At 62.2% G+C, this 17132-nt stretch carries 18 protein-coding genes; 3 read left to right on the plus strand and 15 right to left on the minus strand.

Features of this window, described 5'->3' with window-relative positions; genetic code table 11:
- Window positions 1-5: 5 nt before the first annotated feature.
- Entirely contained in the window at window positions 6-905 is a 900-nt protein-coding gene (locus ICL81_RS06210; RefSeq protein ID WP_188034046.1) for a serine hydrolase, read from the plus strand.
- Window positions 902-1690: a serine hydrolase gene (locus ICL81_RS06215; RefSeq protein WP_188034047.1), complete on the plus strand. Its 789-nt coding sequence runs from the start codon at window positions 902-904 to the stop codon at window positions 1688-1690. The genes ICL81_RS06210 and ICL81_RS06215 overlap by 4 nt, the downstream gene beginning before the upstream one ends.
- Window positions 1691-1821: 131 nt before the next feature.
- Here the strand turns inward: ICL81_RS06215 and ICL81_RS06220 are convergent, their stop codons facing one another.
- From ICL81_RS06220 to rplS, 14 genes are all read right to left on the minus strand, one after another.
- Window positions 1822-2532, minus strand: a complete 711-nt coding sequence (locus tag ICL81_RS06220) for a hypothetical protein (RefSeq protein ID WP_188034048.1) — start codon at window positions 2530-2532, stop codon at window positions 1822-1824.
- Window positions 2529-3461 carry an ABC transporter ATP-binding protein gene (locus ICL81_RS06225; protein ID WP_188034049.1) on the minus strand — a complete coding sequence of 311 codons (933 nt, stop codon included), beginning with the start codon at window positions 3459-3461 and terminating at the stop codon, window positions 2529-2531. The genes ICL81_RS06220 and ICL81_RS06225 overlap by 4 nt, the downstream gene beginning before the upstream one ends.
- On the minus strand, window positions 3458-3862 hold the full coding sequence (locus ICL81_RS06230) for a GntR family transcriptional regulator (protein WP_188034050.1): 405 nt from the start codon (window positions 3860-3862) through the stop codon (window positions 3458-3460). Before ICL81_RS06230 ends, ICL81_RS06225 begins: the two co-directional genes overlap by 4 nt.
- A 122-nt stretch (window positions 3863-3984) precedes the next feature.
- Window positions 3985-4605: a hypothetical protein gene (locus tag ICL81_RS06235; protein WP_188034051.1), complete on the minus strand. Its 621-nt coding sequence runs from the start codon at window positions 4603-4605 to the stop codon at window positions 3985-3987.
- A gap of 32 nt (window positions 4606-4637) precedes the next feature.
- Window positions 4638-5546: a TIGR01777 family oxidoreductase gene (locus ICL81_RS06240; RefSeq protein ID WP_188034052.1), complete on the minus strand. Its 909-nt coding sequence runs from the start codon at window positions 5544-5546 to the stop codon at window positions 4638-4640.
- Between the two features lie 2 nt (window positions 5547-5548).
- Window positions 5549-5977, minus strand: coding sequence for a pyrimidine dimer DNA glycosylase/endonuclease V (locus ICL81_RS06245; protein WP_188034053.1), 429 nt, complete (start codon window positions 5975-5977; stop codon window positions 5549-5551).
- A gap of 13 nt (window positions 5978-5990) precedes the next feature.
- Window positions 5991-6866, minus strand: a complete 876-nt coding sequence (locus ICL81_RS06250) for an EamA family transporter (protein WP_353055442.1) — start codon at window positions 6864-6866, stop codon at window positions 5991-5993.
- Window positions 6867-6872: 6 nt separating this feature from the next.
- Complete coding sequence (locus tag ICL81_RS06255; RefSeq protein ID WP_188034054.1) at window positions 6873-9944, minus strand: aminotransferase; 3072 nt, start codon at window positions 9942-9944, stop codon at window positions 6873-6875.
- A 126-nt stretch (window positions 9945-10070) separates the two neighbouring features.
- Entirely contained in the window at window positions 10071-10667 is a 597-nt protein-coding gene (rdgB, locus tag ICL81_RS06260) for an RdgB/HAM1 family non-canonical purine NTP pyrophosphatase (RefSeq protein WP_188034055.1), read from the minus strand.
- A 2-nt stretch (window positions 10668-10669) separates the two neighbouring features.
- Window positions 10670-11407: a ribonuclease PH gene (rph, locus tag ICL81_RS06265; RefSeq protein ID WP_188034056.1), complete on the minus strand. Its 738-nt coding sequence runs from the start codon at window positions 11405-11407 to the stop codon at window positions 10670-10672.
- A complete protein-coding gene (gene murI, locus ICL81_RS06270; RefSeq protein WP_188034057.1) occupies window positions 11407-12234 on the minus strand; it encodes a glutamate racemase in 828 nt (275 codons plus the stop codon). Before murI ends, rph begins: the two co-directional genes overlap by 1 nt.
- A 29-nt stretch (window positions 12235-12263) precedes the next feature.
- Complete coding sequence (locus ICL81_RS06275; RefSeq protein WP_188034166.1) at window positions 12264-12875, minus strand: ribonuclease HII; 612 nt, start codon at window positions 12873-12875, stop codon at window positions 12264-12266.
- Window positions 12876-12927: 52 nt separating this feature from the next.
- Window positions 12928-13632, minus strand: a complete 705-nt coding sequence (gene lepB, locus ICL81_RS06280) for a signal peptidase I (protein ID WP_188034058.1) — start codon at window positions 13630-13632, stop codon at window positions 12928-12930.
- Between the two features lie 130 nt (window positions 13633-13762).
- Window positions 13763-14110 (minus strand): 50S ribosomal protein L19, encoded by a 348-nt coding sequence (rplS, locus tag ICL81_RS06285; protein WP_188024216.1) that lies wholly within the window; start codon window positions 14108-14110, stop codon window positions 13763-13765.
- A gap of 308 nt (window positions 14111-14418) precedes the next feature.
- On the opposite strand from rplS, the gene ICL81_RS06290 reads away from it, so the two are divergent.
- Window positions 14419-15828: an MFS transporter gene (locus ICL81_RS06290; protein WP_223160598.1), complete on the plus strand. Its 1410-nt coding sequence runs from the start codon at window positions 14419-14421 to the stop codon at window positions 15826-15828.
- A gap of 260 nt (window positions 15829-16088) precedes the next feature.
- Here the strand turns inward: ICL81_RS06290 and ICL81_RS06295 are convergent, their stop codons facing one another.
- Window positions 16089-17093 (minus strand): Fpg/Nei family DNA glycosylase, encoded by a 1005-nt coding sequence (locus ICL81_RS06295; protein WP_188034059.1) that lies wholly within the window; start codon window positions 17091-17093, stop codon window positions 16089-16091.
- Window positions 17094-17132: the final 39 nt, after the last annotated feature.

Raw genomic sequence — 17132 nt, forward strand, 5'->3', positions numbered from 1 at the left:
ACACCATGAAGAATCCAGACTTCGGTCTCGACGATGACCCCCGCGGCATCGTCAGCGACTACTCCGACGGCATCCCCGTCATCTCCTACACGCTCGTCGACGCTGACGGTACCGTCCTGCGCGAGCAGAATGCCTCACTCCCCTATTACTCCGCATCAACTGTCAAGGTCGGTGTCCTCGTCGCTGCACTGCGGCGGGTGCAAGCTGGCGAATGGCGTCTCGACGATCCGCACATCGTCACGCACGAGTATGCGAGCATCGTGCCCGACGCGCCCCGGTTCACGATTGAGATCGAGGAGACCGATCCCGGCCTCGGCGCCCCCGGCGACACCGTCCCCCTCGCGCACTTGCTCAACCGAATGACGACCGTGAGCGCCAACTGCGCCACGAACATGCTGTTCGAAGCGTTGGGGGCGGATCGCATCGCCGCCGTCTCACTCGACGCAGGCTCGCCAGACACCGGCCTTGATCGGCCCTACTCCGACGTTGCAGGCCTCGAAGCCGGCGTCACGAACCGCGCCTCGGCACTCGGCCTCGCACGGCTCATGGCTGCGCTGGTTCGTGGCGCACTCCTCGACGCAGAGCACACCGCAATCGCGATGCAGCTCCTGCGAGAGCGTGAGGAGCCCGTCATCAGCACGGCAGCACAGGTCTTCGGTGAACGCACCGGCGTCGCAATCGACACCGGCAGCAAGGGCGGCAGCGTCGACGGCATCGCCCATGACTTTGCCTTTATCTCGCGCGACGGCATCATGCAGTGCCTCGCGGTCTGCACCCGCGGCTACACCTATGAGCAGGGTGCTGCCGCGATCTCGGCGATCACCGCGGCGCTACTCTCCTCGACTCCCGCGACAGCGGCTTCGGCCACCTCAGCGAGCATTTCTCAGGACGGAGCACAGGCATGAGCGTCGCGAAGCGCGGTGAGCCCAATGTCTCGTTCACCCTCATCGATCAGGCCGGCACCACCCTCGCAGGTTGTGACGAGACGCAGACCTACTACGCAGCGAGCACGGTGAAGCTTGCCGTCGCGGCTGCGGTCATGTTCGCGGTCGAAGCCGGCACGCTGCACCTCACCGATGAGTTCCCCGTGCGGCTCTCGTTCGCGAGCCGCATTCCTGACGCAGAGCCGTTCGGTTTCGAGCCAGCGGAGCAGGACCCTGGCCTTCCCGAGGTCGGCACCATGATGAGCGTTGACTGGTATCTCGAGCGCATGATCACGGTGTCGTCGAACGAGGCCACGAACATTCTCATTGAGGCGCTGGGCGCTGGGGTGGCTGGCATCAACGCGGTCGAGGCTGCACTCGATCGCCTCGGCGTGCGCAATGTAGAGATGTCTCGCCTCATTTGTGACTATCCCGCTGCGCTTGCAGGCTACACGCACTCGGTCACCACGCGCAGTCTCGCGGATCTGGCTCTCGCTGTCGTGTCCAGCGAGGAGCTCGCACCTTCCTCGCGCGCGGTCATCCTTGGCTACATGCGGGCGCAGCTGTTCCCGATGATCGCGCCAGCGCTTCCCGCTGGCGCTGTCTGGGGCGCAAAGAGCGGCTGGGACGAAGGTATCCGCCACGACGTCGCCGTCATTGGCGAGCCTGGAACTCCGGAATTCCGCGTGCTCGCGGTGTGCACGAAGGCGTTCTACGCGGCTGGCGCACAAGAGGCGATTGCCGCGGTTACCCGCGCCGTGCTTTAGTGCTTCGTCAATTCACCCCAGCCCCTCGAAAAGGGGCGTTTCTCCCGAGACGGCCTCTTTCATGCGTATGAAAGGCCCAGTCTCGGGAGAAACCCCTAGTCTCGGGGGGTCCGCTCCTGGCTGCTGCCAGGCTAGCGCACCGCAGCGCGGCGCATCGTCACCCAGGTGCCGACAAGCGCCAGCAGCGCGACAACGATAGCTCCGACCGCGAGATCTACCCGCGTAATACTCGTCACGATCTCGATGAAGTTCGGCGCAATCGCAAGCAGGATCAGCACGATAATCAGCCCGAGTACGACTCCGGCAATGGTCGGGCCCTTCGTCCCGAACCGCACCCAGATCGCGCCGAAGAAACCACCGATGGTGACCGCGACAAACGTCCCGAGGAACACCGTTACCGCGAGCACCCAGGCGTCGCCGCTGCCAAGTGCGTAGTTGTCGAGCGCATACGAGCCGAAGAACCAGTGATCGGTCGCCAGCTCAATCCAGAGCAGCACCGTGAGCATTGCCGCAACGAATACCGAGAGAATCAGATTCGCCAGTGCAGTGCCGAGTACGTAAGCACGTCGCGTCGTGCCAAGTGCAAGCGCGAACGGGAAGGTGGTCGATACCGCCTGCACGCCGTAATAAACCAGGAAGCCTGGCAGGGCGTATGCCACCGCAATGTTTGACCGTGCGCCGTCGGCGTACGCTGGGTTCGCAGGGTCGAGCCCAGCGCGCTGCAGCGCAAATGAAATGATCATCGTAATGATCAACACCAGAGCGATAATAAACGCCGGGGTGCGGAACATGATCTCAGGCTTATTCAGGTGCAATCGAGTCACGTGCGTGATGTGCTTCATGAGCGTGCTCCCTTCGCATCGCGAGCCAGCGCTTCGCCGGCATCGCCACCCGCGTCTGCATCACGGTCGAATCCATACGCTGACACGAGTTCCTGCAGCGTCACCGAGCTGAGATCAAGATCAGCTGCCACCGCGGCTGCCCGATCCGCCTCGGTCAATGTGCCCTCGATCACCGCAGTCGCAAGGCCACCCGTGCGATGTACGCTGAGTGCCGTCCGGGCGGCCACGAACTCCTCAACCGCCGCGCGGCGACCAGCGACCTGGTACGCACGTCCCCGCAGCTCATCGACGTCGGCGTCTTGAACCACACGTCCACGATCCAGAATCACCACCCGCTCGAGCAGCCGGTCCATTTCATCGATGAGGTGTGTGGAGAGCACGATCGTGCGCGGATGCTCTTGGTAATCCCGCAGCAGCACATCATAGAAGTAGGTGCGTGCGGTCGCATCGAGCCCCAGGTACGGTTCGTCAAAGAACGTGACCCGGGCACGCGAAGCGAGACCGAGCACGATCCCGAGCGCCGAGAGCTGACCGCGAGAGAACTTCTTCACTACGGTCTTGGCTGGGATACGGAACAGTGCCACGAGCTCGTCAGCGAGCTCTTGCGACCAACCGGGATGGAACACCCGTGCCGCGCGCAGCGCATGCTTGAGCTTGTAGTCGTCTGGGTAGCGCTGGTTGTCTCGAACAAAGCTCAGCTGTTCGATCACACGCTCGTTCTCGAACGGCTCTTCGCCGAGCACCTTCACGATGCCGGCAGTCGGACGATCCTGCGCGGTCACGAGCGACATGAACGTTGTCTTTCCTGCGCCGTTGCGGCCGAGGAGACCGGTGATCGTATTGGCCTGAATCTGCACCGTCACCGCATCGAGCGCGCGGATGTCACCGTACGCTCGCGTGAGGTCACGCGCCTCAATGGCAAATGTCATGATGTCTCAGTTTCTGTGTGAGCGGACTCCGATGGGAGCGCGGATCGCTCAGCCTCAGAAGCGACGAGGCGTGCAAGCGCAACCTGGTCGATTCCGAGCATCGCCGCTTCCGCAAGCATCGGTCGGATGAAGCTCTGAACAAATTCCTGATGACGTTCTGCAGAGAGCGCATCAAATGCGCCTGCCGCGACGAACATGCCGATACCGCGACGCTTCACCAGCACCTGACGCTCAACCAACAGGTTCAGCGCCTTCCCGGCGGTTGCAGGGTTAATGCGCAGATGCTGCGCAAGCTCGTTGGTTGACGGAACCTGCTCACCTTCTGCATATCGACCCCGCAGAATGTCGCCAGCGATGCGGTCGGCAAGCTGCAGAAAGATTGGGCGCGTGTCGTCGAACACTTGCCACCTCACTTTCACTCTCGCAGCGAGCCTATCGGCTTATCTGGTTCATTACTTCACTAATGAACCTACGCACCGAAAGCGATTTTGTCAATGAGATTGCGGAGACAGCTACAGCTCGTCTACGGCAGAATTGGATTGGGAATCGCCAAAACCCGTGATGACGCCTCAATGAGCGGAGCGGCATCAATTTCCACGGTACCTTCGTCGACGCCGATTCCGCGATGCATGTAATGAAGCTTCATCACACCCTGGGGAGGTAGTGGCCACAACCAGAACCCGTGTTCTGTTCTGGAGTAATCTTCACTGCCTTCCCCAGAACCACCGAGACTACTCAGCACAAACTTCTGTGGCTTTTCACCCCAGGGCCGGTCAGGACCCTCAAAGGAGTCAACAACGCTGCCATCCGAAAACTCAAGCCCTACGCGAAGCGCGTCTTTCAAGTAGGCCTCTTGGTCACCCCAATAGTGGTGCTCACCCAACGACCTACTCAACGCTGCTTTTTCTGCAGAGGTCATGCCCTGTGAATAACGCGCCTCGACGCGAAGAATAAACTTCACGCCTTCCGTGTACACGTCCGCACGCTCCAGCACCAACATCACATTTCTCGCGCGCCCGAGTTCTCGCACGTACGGCACGGCGACAGGAATCTCATCTTGACTCGGTTGCACCCAACTCGGCACCGCAACGGGTTCAGTGTTTTCATCGCCATCAGGCACTGGCACAAACGTGAAGAAGCTCATACGAAAGACTCAAGTCGAGTACATGCGAGCCGTCAAGTGTTGATCAATTTTCCCGCTCGGATCGCATCAGCGACCGCTGCCTCAACGGTTTCGTGCGTAAAGACAAAGCCAGATGTCAGCAGTACGTCTGGCCGCACGTCAGCATCAGCGGTCAGCAATGATTCAGTCGCCTCGCGCCCGAGCACGAGGCGCAATGCCCACGCAGGCGCAGGCAGCAGGAATGGGCGATGCATATTGCGTGCGAGCGCGCGGCCCGTCTCGTTGGCGGTGGCTGTGATCGGCCCGCAGAGATTAACGGGGCCAGTGATCCGCCGGTCAAGAATGTGCAAGATCGCTCGCACCTCATCGGTCAGCGAAATCCAAGGCCACGTCTGCTTGCCCGAACCGAGCGGGCCACCGAGACCGAGGTTCGTGAGCGTGATCATGGGACGCAGCACTCCCCTGGGGTGAATCACGGGAGCGGTGCGGAGCAAGGCCACGTCAGTCACCGCTTCCGCTTCGCGTGCGGCGCCTTCCCAGTCGACGCAGAGTTTCGCAAGAAAGGTATCGCCTGCCGGGGAGTCTTCGGTCAAGACGGCCCCGGGAACTGAACCGTAGAACCCCACCGCAGAGCCAGAGAGCAGCATGGGTCGCGGACCAGTCATTCGCTGCAGTGCCCTGACGACGGTGTTCGTCGAGTCCAGTCGAGAGGTGAGCAGCTCACCACGATACTTTGCCGTCCATGGTAAGCGTCCAACGCTCGCGCCGTTCAACAGCACGATCGCATCGACCCCTGCAATCGCCTCTGGCGCGAGCTCGCCGCGCACTGGGTTCCAGGATATTTCAGACTCGCTGACAGCGGGCCGCCGCACGAGGGTTGCGATGTCATCGCCGCGGGCACGCAGCGTTTCGCTCAGTGCCGAACCAATGAGTCCCGATGCACCGCCGATGAGCACTCGCATGATTACACCCTCTCCCAGGTGGCAACGCCGCCTGACACCACTGTAAACAGCGGATGGGGTGTTGGCGAGCTTTCTGCCCAACGAGCTGCGTCTTCTGGGCTCCGATGCGCAAGCTTTGACCCGAGGTGCGTCCATTCGAATGCAAGCTGGCCGTCGGTGACGGGGATGAGCTCTGTAACGTGCTCAGTACGCATGATTTTCGAGCCGTCGAAGCGATACCCGCGCGCGAGGGACTCCTCGTGCAACCCACGCAGGTAGGCCCCGACCATGAGCAGCGGGTCGCTCGTCTCACGGAATCGTTCAAGTTGTGGGTGGTTCTTGTACCCCTTCGTGAGGTCAGCAAGCACCGCCTGAGCGAGCAGTGTTTCACGCCAGCCGGCAACCAGGCCGGCACGATCAAGGTGACTGGGGTGAAGCGACCACATTCTCATGCTGACAATCTATCTAAGCGGTATCGATTTCCCTGCGGCCGCCGCGCTGTGCCGCCGCCCCAGCAATCACCACCAGCAAGATGCCAAGCACCTGCATGAGCACGGGCGCCTGCGCGAGCACGAGGAACCCAATAACGACGCCGATGCCCGGCTCGATGGCCATGAGCGTACCGAATGCCGTCGGCGTCATGCGTTTGAGCGCGAGCATCTCGAGCCCGAACGAGATGACGGGCGCGAGCAACGAAACCCCCGCGGCAAGCAGGATGAGTTGCCAGGTGAGGTCGCCCATGACGACCTGCGGCAAGCCGACTGGCATGGTCGCGATCGCCGCAATCGGGATCGTGATCGCCAGTCCAGAGATGCCACTGAATCGGTCGCCCACGCGCTGGGTCAGAACGATGTACAAGCCCCAGCACACACCGGAAAGCAACGCGAAGCCGATGCCTACGAGATCCGCGCTCCCACTCCAGGGTTCGGCAAGCAGCACGACGCCGACAAGCGCGAGTGCTGGCCAAACGAGCGCGGATCGACGCTTACTCATCACGCCCGCAACCGTCAGCGGCCCGAGGAACTCGATGGCAACGGCGGTGCCGAGCGGCAAGCGTTCGACCGCGGCAAGGAACGCTGCGGTCATGTAGCCCGTCACGACACCCAGTGCGATGAGGAGCGGGACGTCAGCTTTGCGCACCAACCGTAGGTTCGGACGCGCGATGAGGAGCAGGAACACCGCCCCAAACATCATGCGCATCCAGGAGGCACCCGCCGGCCCAACCCCAGCTATGAGGTGGACCGACAGGGCGTTGCCCAACTGAATCATCGCCATTGCCGCGACCGCGAGCAGCCACGGTGGAATGCCCGTGCGCGGGGCGTTCGGAATACGCGCGAGCACCCGGGGTTACCAGCCTTCGGTCAAGACGCGGTCAAGCTGCGCAACCATAAAGTCGGCGCTCTCCTCAGTGAGGCACAGCGGCGGCTTCACCTTGAGCACGTTCGAGCGCTCCGAGGTGGTGAGCACAATCACGCCGAGTTCCTTCAGACGCTCACAAATCGCTGCGGTCTCTTCCTTTGCTGGCTCGAGCGTCTCGCGATCGCGCACGAGCTCAACGCCGAGATACAGGCCTTCGCCGTGAATCGGGCCGATAATGTCGTGGCGCTCCGCGAGCTCACGGAATCCGGCCGCGAGGCGCGAGCCAACCACGCGCGCGTTCTCCTGCAGCTGCTCGTCACGCATCGCATCAAGCACGGCAATGCCGACGCGGCACGACAGCGGGTTGCCGCCTGCCGATGCGAAGAACTGGCCCTGGGTCGCGAGCGCGTCGGCGATCTTCTTGGTCGTGATGACGCCACCGATCGGGAACCCGTTACCCATGGGCTTCGCAATCGTAATGATGTCAGGTGTGACACCCGACTGTTCGAAGCCCCAGAAGCTCGATCCCATACGACCGAAGCCGACCTGTACCTCGTCAGCGATACACACGCCACCTGCGGCACGCACGCGTGCGTACACGTCACGCAGGTAGCCGTCAGGCAGGAGGACGCCGCCGGCGTTCCCCAGCACCGACTCGCAGATAAACCCTGCAACGTCTCGCCCGGCCTCGGCGAGGGCGGTGAGGTCGTTGCCGAGATCCGCCGCATACTGCGCGCCAATGGTCGCGTCAGTCACCGCGCCGCGGTAGGTGCCGCGGAACCGGTTCGGCACGTCAGCAACGTGCACCCAATCGGGGCGGTTATCGAGCGCGTACGGGTTGTCGTATGCGCTCGTCGTGACAGCGTCGCTCGCCATGGTCCAGCCGTGGTACGCCTCACGCAGCGAGACGATGGTCTTGCGGCCGGTCGCCGCCTGCGCCAGCCGGAGCGCGAGATCGACCGCCTCCGAGCCACTGTTCACGAGCAGCACGGTGTCAAGACCGGTATCCTCGGGCAGCATCTCAAGTAGGCGCTCGCTGTACTCAGTCAACTCGCGGTACAGGAAGCGCGAGTTCGTGTTGAGGATGCGGATCTGTCGGCTCGCCGCCGCAGCAACTCCCGGGTGCCCGTGGCCAAGACCCGTGACGTTGTTCACCATGTCGACGTACGACCGGCCGGTCGTGTCGATGAGGTGCTGGCGCCAGCCGCGCTCGATCTGCATTGGACGCTCGTAGTAGCGCTCTTGCGCGCTCGCAAAGATGCGCTGGCGACGCTCAAGCTCCGCAGCTGCCTCGTCGCGCTGGGCGAAGGATTCCAGGCCGAGAATGTCAGCGGGATCAACGGTGAAGCGATCCCACGCTGGCACGCGCTCCGGCGCGACAAACTGCGCGCGGCCGGTCTCTGGCACCTCAAGTGCGAGGATCGGCGGCACGCTCTCAACGAGTTCACCGAACTCGGACTGCGTGTTTCCAGCGGTCTCACCTACGGCATCGGCACGACACAGAGTAACGGCGATGGGGCGCGGATCGGCAGCAGCCACCAGAGTCGCCACCACGTCGCCGGCCTGCACCTGTGCGTCGGCCTCAGCCGTCGCCTGCACACCGTCAATCGAGAGGTACCACTCGGCGCCTGCCAGCTCGATGAGCAGACCGCGGTCGGTCGCAACGACCACTTTGCCATCGACCGGGGCAGCAACCGCGAGCTCCTCGCCAGCTGCGACAACGATCTCGGTCGCGAGCGGCCAGGTCTCAGCACCATCAGCTGAATTGATCGCAGTGCGAGTCAGACGGAAGACGCCATAGGGCAGCACAACCGCAGCTGCTCCCCCACCGAGCGCCTCATGTACGAGCGTGACATCAGCATCTGCTGCGAGGAACTTGCCAGCCTCAAGCGCCTCAGATTCGACGCCAGCGTCAATGACTGCGACCTCACCCGTGAGGGCGGAGAGCAGGGCGCGCAGCGGATCCGCCACCGAAGCAGCGGGCGCTGCGAGCTCACGCAGCCCAGCTCCGCACGCAATTCCATCGCGACCGAGCGCTGCGAGCACCTGTTCGGTCATCTCAGCGAGCGTGAAGTGGGTCGCGGAGTCAAAAATTGCCTGCTCGCCGGCGATACGCTCGCGGGCGTAGTCATTGTCACCGTCGATCTCGAGCTGACGCCAGCCACTCGCAACCAGGTGCGCAGCTCGCAGCACGACGAGCGGCCACACTGCACGCGCCTCTGCGTCAGCAATGGGCGCAACGCGGTCAAACGCGACGATGGTGTCGAGCGCACGCAGCGGGCGTGCGGGCTCGTGGTGCAGCATCGATGACACCGTGACCGAGAGTTCTGCGATGCGCCAGCCGTAACCGAGGTCACCGAGATCGAGCAGGGTGTGTGGGTGGTATCGACGATCATCCCCGGGCTGGGCCACAACGTTGTCGTCGGTGAGGTCACCGTGAATTGCTTGCACCGGCAGCGACTCGATGAGCGGCTGCAGCGCAGAGTGCGCGGCGATGGCGGCTTCAAGGACGTCCTCACGCAGGTCTTCGTCGGTGATCGCAGCAGCAAGACGCAGGGTCTCCTCGAACGCACCGCGCATGTCCCACGGGTTCGGGCGGCCGAGACCGTGGTGTTCGAGGTCAGCGAGCGCGTTGACCGAAGCCGCCGCGAGGGCACCGAACTCTTCAAGCACGACCGGCGCGAGGTAGCCATGGTCGACGAGTGACTTCCCGTGTGCGAACTCGCTGCGGCGCACGGCGAAACCGTTCCAACGCTGCGTCAGCTCACCGTTCAGACCGGGCAGGACGCTTGCGACACGCACGTTCGCCGCGCGGTAGGCGTCGAGCGCAGCGTGCTGCGCATCGCGCGCCTCGTCGCCGAACACCGGATTGTCGATGCGCAATACGCTCTTCGTGCCGTCAGCCTCGACGATCATGAAGTTGCGATCTTGGTTGCTCCCAAGTTCCGTCGCAGACACCTCGACCCCGTACAGATCCAACGCGATAGTAATCGCGTCAGCCACACGTACGTTGGGGCGTACAAGGCCGCCCGGCTCGGTGATGTCGGTCAGGTTGTGCATCTTTACAGTTCCTTTGTTCCAGGCCTCGCTGCGCGAAGCGGGTACAGCTCAAATATTACCGCCCAGAACGCACGAATGCCGCCGCAGGGGCTTCCCTGCGGCGGCATCACGGTGCGCTTGAGTGCGTTAGTCCGCGGTGATGCGCTTCGCAATCTCAGGCGCGAGTGCGCTAAAGGCACGGTTGCGGTGCGAGATGAGGTCTTTCTCCTCCGGCCGCATTTCAGCGGCAGAACGACGCTCTCCCGCCGGGCGGAAGATCGGATCGTAACCGAATCCTTCAACGCCAGCACGCTCGGTAAGAATCTCACCCTGCCAATGGCCGAGCTCGCACACCTCTTCGCCATCTGGCATCACGAGCGCCGCGGCGCAGACGAAACTTGCCGCACGATTTGGCTCAGCGACGTCAGAGAGCTGCCAGAGCAGCAGCTCGAGGTTCTTCGTGTCGTCACGCTCTGGGCCAGACCAACGGGCAGAAAAGATGCCGGGGCACCCGCCGAGCACGTCAACAGCAATGCCCGAATCATCTGCGACAGCGGGCAGCCCCGTGTGCTTCGCAGCAGCGCGGGCTTTGATGAGCGCATTGGCTTCGAACGTCAGGCCGTCTTCTACGGGCTCAGGGCCGTCATAGCTGACAATCTCAATGCCAGGCACGAGCGGTTCAAGCACGCGACGAAGCTCAGCGAGCTTCTTCGTATTGTGGCTTGCCAGAACAACCTTGGTCACGATTACTCCCCTGCCAGTGCAGCAGTCTGCGCCTCAGCAAGCTCAGCGATGCTTGCGAGTGCGAGGTCGAGGAGGGTGTTGAGCTCATCACGACTGTAGGGAGCTCCCTCAGCGGTACCCTGCACCTCAACGAGGCCGCCCTTGCCGGTCGCGACAACGTTCATGTCGGTGTCGGCCTTCGAGTCCTCGACGTATGCCAGGTCACTCATGGGAACGCCACCAACGATGCCGACCGAGATCGCTGCAACGCTGTCCTTCAGGGGCTTCGCGTTGCGGCCGATGTGACCGTTCGCGCGTGCCCACTCGATCGCGTCAGCGAGCGCGACGTACGCGCCGGTGATCGATGCGGTGCGCGTGCCGCCGTCTGCCTGCAGCACGTCGCAGTCGATGACGATGGTGTTCTCACCGAGCTCAGCGGTGTCGATTACCGCGCGGAGGCTCCGGCCAACAAGGCGCGAAATCTCATGGGTACGGCCACCGATCTTGCCGCGCACCGACTCGCGCTGCATGCGGTCGTTCGTCGAGCGGGGCAGCATCGAGTACTCAGCGGTTACCCAACCGGTGCCCTGGCCCTTGAGCCAACGGGGAACACCGGGGGTAAATGATGCGGTGCAGAGCACCTTGGTGTCGCCGAAGCTGATGAGCGCGCTGCCCTCAGCCTGCTTGCTCCAGCCACGCTCGATCGTTACGGTGCGCTTCTGCTCGGGCGTGCGGCCATCAACGCGGGTCATATCGCTCATCAGTTCTCCTTCTGGGGATGTGGCTCGACGGGATCGATCTCGATGCCGAGCATTCGGCGCGCGAGATCAGCGAAATGCTCGCCGTCTTCACCGGTAGTTTCATAGCGGATCACGGGGTCTCCCGCGCCCTCGGGTCGCAGCAGCTGCTCATCGGTGAGCACCTCGTAGACACGATTGGCTGTCTCAATGTCGCTCGAGACGAGCGCAACATCGGGACCCATGACCTGGCGGATCGCGCCGCGCAGGAACGGGTAGTGCGTGCAGCCGAGCACGAGTGTATCGATTTCCTTCGCCTTGAGCGGTGCAAGGTACTCGGAGGCGATCGCAAGCGTTTCTTCGCCAGAGGTCTTGCCCGCCTCAACGAGCTCGACGAAGCGGGGGCACGCGCGCGAGGTGAGATTCACACTCGAACTCACACGGAACAGGTCTTCGTAGGCACGGGAACGGATCGTCCCCTTCGTGCCAATCAACCCGATTCGACCATTGCGAGTGATCGCGAGCGCGCTTCGCACGGTTGGGCCGATGACCTCAACCACGGGAACGTCGTAGCGTTCGTACGCGTCACGCAACACCGCAGCCGAGGCGGTATTGCACGCGATCACGAGCATTTTCACGCCCTCGGCAACCAACCGATCCATCACCTCAAGCGCGAGCTTACGCACTTCGGCAATCGGCCGGGGACCATACGGCGTATGGGCCGTATCGCCGACATAAATCATGGATTCATTCGGCAACTGATCTCGAATTGCTCGCGCCACCGTCAATCCCCCGACGCCCGAATCGAAGACTCCGATGGGTGCGTGCTGGGGGTTACTGCCAAACTTCACGGGTCAAGTCTACCGTTTCGGCCTTTCGGCTACTTTTCCTTCAACCAGGTGATGCGGTGCAATTCGGTTGCGCCATGTTCTTCCAGGCCCGCATAGTGAGCGGCGGATCCGTAGCCCTTATTGGTGTCCCAGCTATAACCGGGATGCTGTTCGTGCGCCTCACGCATCAGCGCGTCGCGCTCCACCTTCGCGCGCACGGAGGCGGCTGCAACGCTCGCGCATGCGCGATCCGCGCCCACGCGAGTGCGCACATCGAGCGGTGATTTGAGCTGCGGCGTGAGCCAGTCTTGCGAGCCATCGACGAGAATCACTGCGCGAGTGACATCGACGCCCTGCTCATGGAGCTGCAGCAACGCACGCCGCGCGGCAGCACCGAGCATCGCGGTGATCCCGTGCTCATCAATCTCAGCTGCGGTTGCATAGCCAACTGCCCCTGCGCCCCATGCTTCGACGAGCGGTGCGATCTTCTCCCGTCGCTTCTCAGTGAGCAGCTTGGAATCGCGCAGCCCCTCAGGGAACGAGTCAGTGCCGCGCGTGACCACATGAGCACCGACCGCGACCGGGCCAGCAATCGCACCGCGACCCACCTCATCGATTCCGATGACGAGTTCTGCCCCCTCGTCGAACCACTGCCACTCCATGTCGAGCGTCGGGTCCTTCTCGGGTGGGGCCTTGCAGGTCAGCGGCTCACACTCAGTTGTCACGTGCTTCTTCCACTCCAACGAAGGTGTTCTCGGGGTTTGACAGCCAGCTCAGACGATTCAGCGGCCAGTTCAGGAGGAACGCACGGCCAACGACATCAGCCTCTGGGACGAAGCCCTTACCGGGACCGTCTTGGTTGTAACGCGAGTCTTTGCTCGCGTAGCGATTGTCACCCATAACCCAGAGCGATCCTTCTGGCACGACAACGTCAAAATCGATCGCTGAGGCGCGCTTTTCACCTTCGGGGAGCACAATGTACGGCTCGTCAAGCGGAACACCGTTGACGGTTACCCGCCCCCCGGTATCGCAGCAGGCGACACGGTCGCCACCAACACCGATGACACGCTTCACAACGTAGTCATGACTGGTGTCAGCTGCGAGGCCCACCGCCTGCAAGACTTTCTCGGCACCGGTTGGCTTAGTCTCGTGCGCGCGCGGGTATAGCCACCCACCCGGGTCACTGAACACAACGATGTCGCCGCGCTTAATGTCTTGCACGTTCGGGACCAGCTGGTTCACGAGGATGCGGTCATCGATCTGGAAGGTGTTCTCCATCGACTGCGATGGAATGTAGAAGCTCCGAACGAGGAACGTCTTCAGCAGGAACGACACCAGGAATGCCACCACGATGATGACGAGCAGGTCCCGGATAAACGTAAGAAAACCGGATCGGCGCCCGCGGGCTGTTTCGCTCATATCGCTCCTGAAATTAGCGGATCCCCGCAGCGCGCGGGGATGTACTCAGCGTATTGCATTGCTACTTAAAAACGCCTCAGGCTCCCACCTACGAGTAGATGAGAGCCTGAGAAGATCACGAAGGCAACAATTACTTGTCGCGCTTCTCCTTGATCTTTGCCTTCTTGCCGGTGAGGCCACGGAGGTAGTACAGCTTTGCGCGGCGAACATCACCGCGGCTGACGACCTCGATCTTCTCGATCGCGGGCGAGTGGACGGGGAACTTACGCTCCACGCCTACCTGGAAGCTGATCTTACGAACAGTGAAGGTCTCGCGAACGCCATCACCGTGACGGGAGATAACAACGCCCTGGAACACCTGAACACGCGAACGGTTGCCCTCGACAATGTTCACGTGAACCTTAACGGTGTCACCGGCGCGGAATGCGGGGATGTCGCTCTTGAGCGACGATGCATCGACGTGGTCGAGCTTCTGCATGATTGTCTCTCTCTGCGCCCGCCGCAAGCCGGAACGCTGAAATATAAATTGAAAAGTAAATGCGTGCAACACGAACCATGCGAAACCCTCGCGGCAGCGTCGCGTCGTGGCACAAGCTTCAATTATGCCATAACTGCGACCACTCTTCGTCACAGGCTCCCGCGCGTGTCAGCAGACGGCCAGAATCGGCGTAGACTGACACGATGACCAACACCTATGGTCACGACAGTCAACGGCGCTGAGTCATCGAAGCAGCACCCCCAGTTGAGTGACTCAGGCCTACTACCTGATTCTTCGAAAGCGACATTTTGTCTACTTCAGCTTCCTCAACTGTGAACTCGGGCGCCGCGCCCGCAAACTCTCGTTCACGCGTGATTCTCGCGAGCCTCATCGGCACGACGATTGAGTTCTACGACTTCTACGTCTACGCGACCGCTGCAGTGCTCGTCTTCCCCGTGCTGTTCTTCCCCACTGGGAACGAGACCACCGCGCTCATCGCATCATTCGCAACCTTCGGTGCTGCGATGCTTGCACGCCCGGTTGGCGCAATCTTCTTTGGCCATCTCGGCGATCGACTTGGCCGCAAGACCACGCTCGTCGCGTCACTGCTCACGATGGGCATCGCGACGTTCCTCATCGGCTTGCTTCCCACGCACGAGAACATCGGCATCTGGGCAGCGGTTCTGCTGCTCATCCTGCGCCTCGCGCAGGGCTTCGCCATCGGTGGCGAGTGGTCGGGCGCCGCACTTGTCGCCACCGAAAACGCGCCTGAGGGCAAGCGCGCCTGGTACGGCACCTTCCCCCAGCTTGGCGCACCGCTCGGATTCGTTATCGCGAACATGCTCTTCTTCGTGATCAACAATGCACTCGCAGACCCGGCAGCTCCCGGCATTGCTTCCGAAGCATTCCTGAGCTGGGGCTGGCGCATCCCGTTCCTCTTCTCGGCTGTCATGGTCATCGTTGGCCTGTGGGTACGCCTGAAGCTCGTTGAGTCTGAGGCATTCGAGCGCACGAAGCAGACCGGCAAGGTCATCCGCATGCCGCTCGTTGAGGCGTTCAAGAACCACAGCAAGGCGCTCGTGCGCGCGACCTTCGCGATGCTCGCAACGTACGTGCTCTTCTACCTCATGACCTCGTTCACTCTCACCTTCGGCACGCGCCCGACGCTCGAGACCGCGCAGGCAAACGCTGAGGCTGCAGGCACTCCGTTCGATGCCTCGACCTACGTTGCTGGCCAGGGCTACACGTACAACCAGTTCATTCTCATGCTGGTCTTCGGCGTCGTCTTCTTCGGCATCTTCACGCTGGTCTCGGGTCCGCTTGCCGACCGCTTTGGCCGCCGCCGCACGCTCATCTGGACGACCATCGCGATTGTCCTCTTCGGCTTCACGTTTGCGCCGCTGCTCGGCGGCGAAACCGCTGCAGTGATGTTCTTCCTCGCACTCGGGTTCACACTCATGGGCCTCACTTTTGGCCCGATGGGCGCGTTCCTGCCAGAGATGTTCCCCACAAACGTGCGCTACACGGGTTCGGCCTTTGCGTACAACGTCTCGTCGATTCTCGGTGCAGCACTTGCGCCAATCATCGCGGTCTGGCTGTGGGGCCTCGCAGATGGCAGCCCCGTCTACGTCGGCTGGTACCTCGCGATCGCAGCGGTCATCACGCTCGTTTCGCTGATCTTCACGCCCGAGACGAAGAACGTCGACATTAACGAGTAGACGCTTGGCGCCGCTCGGTGCGGTGTCTCGGCTCCCGTCGCGGAATCATTCTCCGGAGACATGCAATCGGCCGTCAATATGCTCCAGAACGCAGAATCTGGCATATTGACGGCCGATTGCATATCTACGGCAACTCGCGCGCTCGCTTCGTCGCACCGCTAGACGCAGAAAACGAGCGTTGGGTAAGACGTTTTCCCTGAGAATCGTCGTACCCAACGCTCGTTTTGCTACCGGGGCTCAATGAGGGGGCTCCGGCAGAGCTAGTGCTGGCAGCCGGGGCACCAGTACAGCTTGCGATTCGCCATTTCTTCGAGAACGATGTTCGTCCCACAGCGCTTACACGGAGTGCCCTCGAGCTTGTAGACCCAGTGGCGCTCATCGCGCTCGACCAGGGCCTTCTCGTACGCTTCTCCCTCGAGGCCGTCGATCGTCATCATCTGACCGACCGTAATACCGGTGTCCAGGAGCGCAGCCCAGTCGTCCCACATGTCTTCAAGCACCGTGCGGTCGATGGTATTTGCGGGGGTGTGCGGATCGATTTCCGCACGGAACAGCATCTCGGCACGGTAGACATTGCCGATGCCAGCGACGACCGACTGATCCATAAGCACGATGCCGATTGCGGTCTTCTTTTTGCCCGCACGCTCCACAAACCGCTGCTTCTCAAGCGGGGTGTTCGCGTTTGCCGGGTCGGGCCCAAGCTTCTGTATTACCGCATCGACTTCGGCAGGCGTCAGCACTTCGCAGGCGGTGGGGCCGCGCAGATCCGCGCACACGAGATCATTGAGCAATCGCACCCGCACCTGCCCAACGGGCTCGGGCGGCCAGACCGACGACGCTGCCGATGCCTTGTCGCTCTCGGCCATACGTACGCGACTGCGACGAGGTGCGCCGATCGAGGTGACTGAGTCTTCCGCGTCAGCATCGACCGGGCGTGAGCCGCTCGGTCGCGAGTGCTCCCCCGTTTGGCCAAGCTTCGAATGGCCCGGCGTCTGGCCATGGATCTGAATTGAGTCATCGACCCGAACCTCGCCCGCGAAGTCCCAGGCACCATAGATGCCGAGGTGGACGCGCAGCCAGTAACCGCCCTCGAACTCGAGAAACATCTGCTTCCCAACGGCACGCGCATCAATCATTTTGCGGCCGCTAATAAGCTCTGCGCCCTGCGCAAAACGTCCCTGAGGACTCGTGATTTCAGGCGCGGTGCCAACAAAGTTCACGCCGAACTGACGCGCAATTCGGTGTACGGAATGCCCTTCAGGCATGGATTTCACCTCACATATACAAGAAGTGGGGCTCAGGAA

This window comes from Leucobacter sp. cx-328, from assembly GCF_014530035.1.
In the GTDB taxonomy this organism is placed as follows: Bacteria; Actinomycetota; Actinomycetes; order Actinomycetales; family Microbacteriaceae; genus Leucobacter.

Excerpts from the sequence above, each read along its gene's own strand:
- ICL81_RS06225 (WP_188034049.1), bottom strand. The coding sequence starts at position 3,461 with ATGACATTTGCCATTGAGGCGCGTGACCTCACGCGAGCGTACGGTGAC.
- ICL81_RS06215 (WP_188034047.1), top strand. The coding sequence starts at position 902 with ATGAGCGTCGCGAAGCGCGGTGAGCCCAATGTCTCGTTCACCCTCATC.
- rplS (WP_188024216.1), bottom strand. The coding sequence starts at position 14,110 with ATGCAGAAGCTCGACCACGTCGATGCATCGTCGCTCAAGAGCGACATC.
- ICL81_RS06220 (WP_188034048.1), bottom strand. The coding sequence starts at position 2,532 with ATGAAGCACATCACGCACGTGACTCGATTGCACCTGAATAAGCCTGAG.
- ICL81_RS06210 (WP_188034046.1), top strand. The coding sequence starts at position 6 with ATGAAGAATCCAGACTTCGGTCTCGACGATGACCCCCGCGGCATCGTC.
- ICL81_RS06240 (WP_188034052.1), bottom strand. The coding sequence starts at position 5,546 with ATGCGAGTGCTCATCGGCGGTGCATCGGGACTCATTGGTTCGGCACTG.
- ICL81_RS06245 (WP_188034053.1), bottom strand. The coding sequence starts at position 5,977 with ATGAGAATGTGGTCGCTTCACCCCAGTCACCTTGATCGTGCCGGCCTG.
- ICL81_RS06275 (WP_188034166.1), bottom strand. The coding sequence starts at position 12,875 with ATGGAGTGGCAGTGGTTCGACGAGGGGGCAGAACTCGTCATCGGAATC.
- rph (WP_188034056.1), bottom strand. The coding sequence starts at position 11,407 with ATGAGCGATATGACCCGCGTTGATGGCCGCACGCCCGAGCAGAAGCGC.
- ICL81_RS06235 (WP_188034051.1), bottom strand. The coding sequence starts at position 4,605 with ATGAGCTTCTTCACGTTTGTGCCAGTGCCTGATGGCGATGAAAACACT.
- lepB (WP_188034058.1), bottom strand. The coding sequence starts at position 13,632 with ATGAGCGAAACAGCCCGCGGGCGCCGATCCGGTTTTCTTACGTTTATC.
- ICL81_RS06255 (WP_188034054.1), bottom strand. The coding sequence starts at position 9,944 with ATGCACAACCTGACCGACATCACCGAGCCGGGCGGCCTTGTACGCCCC.
- ICL81_RS06295 (WP_188034059.1), bottom strand. The coding sequence starts at position 17,093 with ATGCCTGAAGGGCATTCCGTACACCGAATTGCGCGTCAGTTCGGCGTG.